7 protein-coding genes and 1 pseudogene are annotated in these 7,996 nt (G+C 38.0%); 6 read left to right on the top strand and 2 right to left on the bottom strand.

Annotated features, from left to right (window positions below):
• Window positions 1–66: 66 nt before the first annotated feature.
• The gene (locus H5117_RS03075; protein WP_182736108.1) at window positions 67–843 is read right to left on the bottom strand and encodes an amino acid ABC transporter substrate-binding protein; all 777 of its coding nucleotides are present in this window, start codon (window positions 841–843) and stop codon (window positions 67–69) included.
• A 135-nt stretch (window positions 844–978) separates the two neighbouring features.
• Window positions 979–2,268, bottom strand: a complete 1,290-nt coding sequence (gene msrA / locus H5117_RS03070) for a peptide-methionine (S)-S-oxide reductase MsrA (protein ID WP_039489755.1) — start codon at window positions 2,266–2,268, stop codon at window positions 979–981.
• A 248-nt stretch (window positions 2,269–2,516) separates the two neighbouring features.
• On the opposite strand from msrA, the gene pxpB reads away from it, so the two are divergent.
• The 6 genes and pseudogenes from pxpB (at window position 2,517) to H5117_RS03040 (ending at window position 7,773) form a co-directional block, all read left to right on the top strand.
• Window positions 2,517–3,182 carry a 5-oxoprolinase subunit PxpB gene (gene pxpB / locus H5117_RS03065; RefSeq protein ID WP_182736107.1) on the top strand — a complete coding sequence of 222 codons (666 nt, stop codon included), beginning with the start codon at window positions 2,517–2,519 and terminating at the stop codon, window positions 3,180–3,182.
• Window positions 3,175–4,101, top strand: a complete 927-nt coding sequence (locus tag H5117_RS03060; RefSeq protein WP_182720859.1) for a biotin-dependent carboxyltransferase family protein — start codon at window positions 3,175–3,177, stop codon at window positions 4,099–4,101. The genes pxpB and H5117_RS03060 overlap by 8 nt, the downstream gene beginning before the upstream one ends.
• Window positions 4,102–4,145: 44 nt before the next feature.
• A pseudogene (locus tag H5117_RS03055) lies at window positions 4,146–4,426 on the top strand (5-oxoproline transporter, DUF979 family subunit); the annotation flags it as partial.
• Window positions 4,419–5,087, top strand: coding sequence for a pyroglutamyl-peptidase I (gene pcp / locus H5117_RS03050; protein ID WP_182695009.1), 669 nt, complete (start codon window positions 4,419–4,421; stop codon window positions 5,085–5,087). The pseudogene H5117_RS03055 and the gene pcp, both read left to right, overlap by 8 nt.
• 153 nt (window positions 5,088–5,240) lie before the next feature.
• Window positions 5,241–6,914: an asparagine synthase B gene (gene asnB, locus H5117_RS03045; protein WP_138489011.1), complete on the top strand. Its 1,674-nt coding sequence runs from the start codon at window positions 5,241–5,243 to the stop codon at window positions 6,912–6,914.
• Window positions 6,898–7,773, top strand: a complete 876-nt coding sequence (locus tag H5117_RS03040; RefSeq protein ID WP_182736106.1) for a PhzF family phenazine biosynthesis protein — start codon at window positions 6,898–6,900, stop codon at window positions 7,771–7,773. The genes asnB and H5117_RS03040 overlap by 17 nt, the downstream gene beginning before the upstream one ends.
• The last annotated feature ends 223 nt before the right edge of the window (window positions 7,774–7,996 follow it).

The raw sequence follows: 7,996 nt of genomic DNA, 5'->3' as shown, positions 1-7,996 counted from the left end.
TGATATGTAATATAAGTTTAATACTTTTAAAAGCCTCGTAAGTTATAACTTACGGGGCTTTTTTAGTTAATTTTTAATTTGATATTCTTTTTTTAATTTACTTATTTGCACTTTATGTGAAATCAAGAAGGTATTAAATTTCTTGATTATGTCAGGGTAGTCAATCGACGATAATAAAAAGGCTTGTAAATCTGTCGGCAATTCGTTTTGAAAATAAACAGCTCGGGTTAATTTAAAGTATTTTAGGAGGTTATAATTTAATACATCGTTAGATATGTAAATACACTCCACCCGCTCTTTTAAAAGCAACTCTATTAATTCAATTACGTTAGCTGTTTCTATTAACTCAACGTTTTCATTATTCATTAACGGTTTAAAGCTTTGAGGCGTAAACCCTCTTACCGTTGCAAAACTAATGCATTCATCAATAGTGATATTTATATTTAAACTCGCAATGCCCGTTTTAGTCACAACGGTTGGCTGCGAATAAATAATTTTATTTACATCAATAAATGAAGCTTTGTAGCTTGATTTCCAGCTAGGGTTATCTGGATACTTAAAGTCGACATGGCGATGTTCCACAAATTCTTTGTAAAGTCGATTAATAGGTAGTGTGTAAAACTCAAACTCAAACTCATGCTGCTGGGCAAACAAGGTAAGTAACTTTTGACTGAAACCATAATAGTCGCGGTTATCAGCCCCACTACCATCGTAGTATGGAAGGTATTCTATATTCTCTACGCCTACTACGTAATGAGTCGCTGATTTAGCGTTGTTTATTAAAAGCAGTAAAGCGAATGGCAAATATATTAACTGCGTTGCTATTTTTTTAAATTGATTCATTAATAACCTAAGTAATATTATTGACAATTAGCTGCACGCTTTAATTTTAACAAAATTGCAAAGATTATGATAAACCTATTTTGTTTTAAGCAAAAAAAAAAGCCTGATTAAAATCAGGCTTCGCAAAGAAGAGGTTTAGCTTTTATCTCTCGGTACAAAATCAAGGACTGTTGCATTAATACAGTAACGATCGCGACCTCTTGGACCTTCACCAGGAAATAAATGACCTAGGTGTATGCCTGTACTTTTAGATCGAAGCTCAATGCGTGTCATGCCCCAGCTGCTATCGTCGTGCTGTGTTACGTTGTTTTTTACAGGATGAGTAAAGGACAACCAACCAGTACCTGAGTTAAATCTATCGCTTGTATCAAATAGTGGCTCGCCACTTAATTTATCAACAAAAGTGCCGTCTGGTGTATTTTTAAACTCTTTGTACTCTTTACAGTAAGGTCTATCTGTTCGTGCATCAAATGCAACTTTATAAGCATCACTGTTGCCTAATTTAAAAGCGCCTAATGCTTTATAAAACTCTTCAGGCGTTGCGTAACCTTGACGGCCATATACCTCAATACCATTTTCTAAAAATAAAATGGTCGGTGTTGCCCACGTGGCTGACTTAATAGTTAAATCATCAAGTTGGTCAGCATGGCGAAACGACATTGGTATTGTCCCTTTGTAATCATTTGCGACTGCTTTTTTGAATTTTTCACAGTATGGGCAGTATTCACGTGAATCTAAAACTACGATTTGTTTTCCTGATAATAAAGCCGTGTTATCTACTTTTTCTACAGGTGTTTTATTAAAAACAACACCGGTAGAATGATCTGGGCAATAGCCATTAGGGTTCTTTTCTAAATAATTTTGATGATACTCTTCTGCCGATACAAAACCTTGAAGCGGTTTAATAACTGTTTCAATTTTGCCATAGCTCGCATCAGTTAAAAGCTGCTGATATTGCGATTTAACTTGCTCAGCTACTTTAGCTTGCGCATCAGTGGTCGTTAATACAATTGAGCGGTATTGAGTACCAATGTCGTTACCTTGGCGATTTTTTTGTGTAGGGTCGTGACTTTCAAAATAGTTTTTTAAGAGATCTTCTGCTGAAATTATATTGCTGTTATACATAACTTGTACAACTTCAGCATAATTGTTCTCGTCAAAACGACGAGACTGATCAGTAATGTTTCTGTAGGTAGCTTTAAAGCCATTGCCGTCAGCGTACCCCGATTCAGCATCAATAACGCCATTAAGCGCTTCGTAGCGTTTTTCGGCTCCCCAAAAACAACCCGATCCAAGTACAATGGTTTCTACATGCATGGTGGCTTCTACATTACTGTGCTCAACCTTTTCCATAGATAAAGCAAAGCTGCCTGCGCTAAATATAATAGCAGCGCCTGATAAATATAATAAATGCTGGTGTTTCATAAAGTACCTCTTAAACAAGTGCGTGCTAACTAAGACCTCCTTATCCTAATTTTCATTTCAACCTAATTACTTATTTAGTACGAAGCGTATTAAGTTTTGGTCTTCAATAAGTTAAATACGATTAATTGAATATAAAACTACTCTTAAAGTAAGTTGGGCAATAAACATAACCACTTAGTCGCAATGGTGTAAATAAATTAATAAAACTGTGTTACGTTTAAATTATGTTGTACAAATAGGTTTATTTAATGAAGCCAGCTCCTCATATTTATGCATTAACAAACAGTAGTTTACTGTTTGATGCATCGCATTTAGACGCTACAGATATACTCTCTATTCAAAAGAAAATTTGGGCTCTAGCTAGCCACTGTAAAAGCACTGATGAATTTAGCGATTTGGTGCCGGCCATGAACTCGCTCACTCTTTATTTAAAATCAGATAAACACTTAAATAAGTGGTTACGAGTGCTACCTTCGCTGTGGAATGATATTAAAACGAGTACTTTTAAGGGGCAGCATCACTTAATCAAAACCACATACAAGGGTGGGGACATTAATTACGTGGCTCGCTATCATAATTTAAGTGCCGATGAAGTTATTAATATTCATAGTAAAACCAAGTACCACGTTTTATTTTTAGGCTTTCAGCCCGGTTTTGCTTACCTACATGGCTTAAATGAGCAATTACATACACCAAGACGTGATGAGCCACGCATTAAAGTTCCTAAAGGCTCTGTTGCGATAGGTGCTGCACAAACCGGAATTTACCCCGCAGATACCCCAGGTGGTTGGCATATAATAGGTCATACAGATACTGCTTTGTTTGATTCGACCTCTGAGCAACCTTGTTTAATTCAACCAGGCGATACGCTTGAATTTGTTCCGCTCGTTAATAAAGGAGCAAATCATGATTAAAGTACTTAAAAGTGGTGTATTACTTACAATTCAAGATTTTGGCCGTGAGGGCTACCGCCATTTAGGTGTAAGCAAAGCGGGTAGCTTAGACCCTATTGCACAAATCATTGCTAATAGATTACTTAACAATAACGACAATGATGCCGTTTTAGAAATAACTGTGGGTTTGTGCGAACTGGAATTTACCTGCGACACAGTAATTGCGCTTCATGGTGCAGATTTGCAAGCAACCCTTGATGGACATGCAATTTATCCTGGTTGGACATACGCAGTAAAAAACAAACAAGTCCTAAGTTTTGCTACTGGTAGAGCAGGCTTAAGAGCTTATTTAGCAGTGAAAGGCGGTATACAAAATGCTGAGGTTATGGGTTCTAAATCTACAGATTTAAACGCATGTTTTGGTGGTTTTGAAGGTAGATCTCTCACCACTGGTGATGAAATACCTATTACTCCTTATTATGGAGAGTTTATAAAGGTAGGCGCAATTGCTCCCGCCCAGCGCAAACTTATACGCCTGCATCCAAGCCCTCATGCCGACTTATTAGGCGAGCCTTTACTAAGCAACTTTGTGTCTACCGCTTTTAAAGTCAGCAATAATAGTAACCGAATGGGTGTAAGGCTTGAGCATAAAAATAATTTGGGGCATTCGCACTCTTTGCCATCATTAGGGGTGAGCCCTGGGAGTATTCAACTCCCACCAAGTGGAGAGCCAATTGTGTTACTAAATGATGGCCAAACTACAGGGGGCTACCCTCTGCTAGGGACTGTTATTGAAGCCGACTTACGTCAATTTGCACAGTTTAGACCTTTAGATACTGTTGAGTTTAAATATGTAACGTTTGAAGAAGCAGCGAAGGCGAAGCAGAAACTTGACGGACACCTACATCAATTGAGCCTTGCACTTAAAAATAACCTATAAAAATATTCTAAAAATAAATAGGAAAACTATGTTCGACTTAAATTATTGGCCCTGATAATCGTTTAATACTGGTTGTTTTGTATTGTGTAGGTATATTTTTAATTGAAGGTCATTGCGCAAGCCCTGCTCCATTAGTTGCGCTCTGCATGTATAGCGGCAATTGCGGTACGTTAATGACGCCTATGACAGCAAATTAAATATTATTCCTACAGCTCTTTTAGACTTAAAAGATAAGTACCATGTAATAAAGGTTCAAATTCAGACGGCAGTTACCTTACTCGCCGTTAATATTATTTTAATGTATAGCTTGGTGTGTAATGACTAAATCAACTTCTTCTATGGCGTGTGTATTAATTACCGGCTTTGCGCCTTTTGGTAGCGAAACTATCAATCCTTCTTGGCAAGCAGTGCAAAAACTTGATGAAACTATCATCATGAAACATAAAATATATACACTAGAACTTGCCTATGAGTTTAATACGTCTATTAGTCAGCTTATAAACGCCATTGAGTCACATAATCCGGCGGTTGTTTTATGTATAGGTCAAGCTGGTGGGCGCAGCGAAATATCAATTGAGCGTATTGCAATAAACGTTGACGATGCACGCATTAAAGACAATGCAGGTAAGCAACCTGTCGATTCACCAATAGAAAAAAATGGCCCTGATGCCTATTTCACTAACTTGCCAATAAAGCGTATGTTACAAGCACTGCACAACAGCAATATACCTGCTGCCATTTCCAATACGGCAGGTACGTATGTGTGTAATCACGTTATGTATGGTCTTATGCATTACATAAATGATCACTACGCTGTAATGAAGGGTGGCTTTGTGCATATTCCTTATTTACCAAGCCAAGCTGTGCACCACAATGGCGCACCAAGCATGTGTGAAGACACTGTTATTAACGCGCTAAAAGTGATGATTGCACAAGCTTTGAACAATAATAACGACGTAAAAATAGCAGCGGGCACCACGCATTGACCACTTTGGTGCGGTTACATATAACTTGGTGCATAAATTATTCTTAATTAATTGTAAAAGCTATGTGACTTGAGTAATTTTTTCTGATAAAACAAGGTTTCGCAGCACAGCAAATTGGCTTTGCTGCACACATAATAGGAATGAGGAGTTACTATGTGTTCAATTTTTGGGGTATTAGATATTAAATCTGATCCCGCTCAATTGCGTACCCAAGCAATTGAAATGTCAAAGCTGCTTAGACACCGTGGCCCAGATTGGTCTGGTGTATATGCATCTGAAAAAGCTATTTTAGTACATGAGCGTTTAGCTATTGTTGGTGTATCAAGCGGTGCACAGCCTTTATACAATCCTGAAAAAACAAATATTTTAGCGGTTAATGGCGAGATTTATAATCATAAAGAACTTGCAGCAGAGCTAGATGTTGATTTTACTTTTCAAACTCAATCAGACTGTGAAGTTATTTTAGCGCTTTATAAACAAAAAGGGCCTGACTTTTTAGATGATCTAAATGGCATTTTTGCATTTTGTTTATATGATGAAGAAAATGACGCTTACTTAATTGGCCGTGACCATATTGGTATTATCCCTCTTTACACTGGTCACGACGAGCACGGTAACTTTTACGTTGCTTCAGAGCTAAAAGCACTCTCTCCAATTTGTAAGCATATTGAAGAATTTCCACCAGGGCATTACCTGTACAGCAAAGATGGCAAAATGACGCCTTATTACAAGCGTGATTGGGAAACATTTGATGCAGTTAAAGATAACAGCGCACAAGCGCAAGACGTTAAAGATGCATTAGAAGCGGCCGTTAAACGCCAGCTAATGTGTGACGTGCCTTACGGTGTATTACTTTCTGGTGGTTTAGACTCATCGGTTATCTCTGCTATTACCCAGCGTTTTGCTGCAAAACGTATTGAAGATAACGATGAGAGCGATGCATGGTGGCCTAAGCTGCATTCTTTTTCAGTAGGCCTTGAGGGCTCACCTGATTTAGCCGCTGCCCAAAAAGTAGCTGACATGATTGGTACTATTCACCACCCTATCATTTTTACCATTCAAGAAGGTATTGATGCACTGCGTGAAGTGATTTACCATATTGAAACGTATGATGTAACAACGATTCGTGCCTCTACACCTATGTACTTAATGGCTCGCCAAATTAAAGCAATGGGCATTAAAATGGTGTTATCTGGCGAAGGTGCTGATGAGCTATTTGGTGGTTACTTATACTTCCATAAAGCCCCTAACGCACAAGAGTTTCATGAAGAGCTAAACCGTAAAGTATCAAAACTGCATATGTTTGACTGTTTACGTGCTAATAAATCAATGGCAGCATGGGGCGTTGAAGCACGTGTACCGTTCCTTGATAAAGAATTTGTTGATGTTGCTATGCGTATCAACCCTGAAGCCAAAATGTGTAAAGATGGCAAAATCGAAAAACACATTTTACGTGAAGGTTTTGATGGCTACTTGCCTGATGAAGTTTTATGGCGCCAAAAAGAGCAATTTTCAGACGGTGTTGGTTACAGTTGGATTGATACGTTAAAAGAGTTTGTAAATGAGCAAGTGAGCGATCAAGAGCTTGCAAATGCTAAATTTAAATACCCTATTAATACGCCAGATTCAAAAGAAGCTTACTACTACCGTACTATTTTTGAATCGCACTTTCCTGGAGATGCATCAGCTAAATGTGTACCACATGGCAAATCGGTAGCGTGTTCGACTCCTGAAGCACTTGCATGGGACGCATCGTTCCAAAACAATGCAGATCCATCAGGTCGTGCTGCGGGCGTTCATAACGACGCGTATGCAAGCAAAGGATAACACTCTTTGTTTAACGAAGCGTAAGCCCAAATGGCTTACGCTTCGCTGTATAAAACTCACTTCCACCGAATCTGTTTTTTATAGCCCTGCAAATAACTTAAAAGGCTCAAGTGCTTTAATTGTTATTTATAAAATTGGGTTAACATCAAAAACAATGCAATATATTGCATCACAATCAAACCACCCTGCTACCGTATTTTTAAATCAAAATGAGATAACTAAACGCCATTGTAATATTCGCTGGTTCAACCAAACAAGTGAAATTAAACGCTGTGGGCATGGTACTTTAGCGGCCGCTAATTTTTTAATAAAGTATTTTGGTTATTGCCCTGAAGTATTTATATCAATGAGTAATGAGCGCTTTACTATAAGAGTAAAAAAACAACGCGCACAGTTGTTACTAAAAAGTATAGAGCCTAAAAAAAGCGAATTAGCTAAAGGTGAGTTAAAAAGTGTGTTTTCATTAGCAATAAAAGTAGCCTACAGTACCGGTGATAAAAACGGTTATACGGTTGTATTATTTAATGAAGAATTTAATAAAGGATTTAGTAAAGACGTTGAAAAAGACGATTTAAAAAGCTTACACGTTGATTTTAAAGCTTTGAGTAAACTCCACAAAAATGCAGTTATAGCGCTTAGTATAAAAAATATGGACAAAAAAAATGCTATAGCGCATTTTAGATATTTTGCACCCCAGTTTGGAGTAAATGAGGACAGTGCAACGGGCTCTGCGGTATCTGTTATTGCCCCCCTGCTATTTAGACTACATGGTTTAAATAAAGCTAAGCTTATACAGCAATCAAATAATGGTGCATTGCTAAGCTATGAGTTTAGCAATGCTAAAGTTGTCATTTACTAGGGCGTGTTGATCTTTGCGAATTGAAATTTGTTCAATCTAGGGCCGATTAAAGCGCGGCGCGAGGTTTGTAACCTAGTGGGCTAAGTAAAAATCGAGCAACAAATAGTTTATCGCCCCTAGGCAGTACCCGAAGGGCAGCACATGTTTGGCATTTATGCTGCGTTATCGCCTATTTATGTGGAATAACCACACTTCATAGGCTCTGCCTTGCCTAAAAACCAAA

This window comes from Pseudoalteromonas sp. SG45-1, assembly GCF_014164135.1.
Classification (GTDB): Bacteria; Pseudomonadota; Gammaproteobacteria; order Enterobacterales; family Alteromonadaceae; genus Pseudoalteromonas; species Pseudoalteromonas distincta.
This window is presented reverse-complemented; position numbering and strand designations above follow the sequence as displayed.

Bases quoted from the DNA above. Each gene is read 5' to 3' on its own strand.
- H5117_RS03075 (WP_182736108.1), bottom strand. From the start codon at position 843: ATGAATCAATTTAAAAAAATAGCAACGCAGTTAATATATTTGCCATTC.
- msrA (WP_039489755.1), bottom strand. From the start codon at position 2,268: ATGAAACACCAGCATTTATTATATTTATCAGGCGCTGCTATTATATTT.
- pxpB (WP_182736107.1), top strand. From the start codon at position 2,517: ATGAAGCCAGCTCCTCATATTTATGCATTAACAAACAGTAGTTTACTG.
- H5117_RS03060 (WP_182720859.1), top strand. From the start codon at position 3,175: ATGATTAAAGTACTTAAAAGTGGTGTATTACTTACAATTCAAGATTTT.
- pcp (WP_182695009.1), top strand. From the start codon at position 4,419: ATGACTAAATCAACTTCTTCTATGGCGTGTGTATTAATTACCGGCTTT.
- asnB (WP_138489011.1), top strand. From the start codon at position 5,241: ATGTGTTCAATTTTTGGGGTATTAGATATTAAATCTGATCCCGCTCAA.
- H5117_RS03040 (WP_182736106.1), top strand. From the start codon at position 6,898: ATGCAAGCAAAGGATAACACTCTTTGTTTAACGAAGCGTAAGCCCAAA.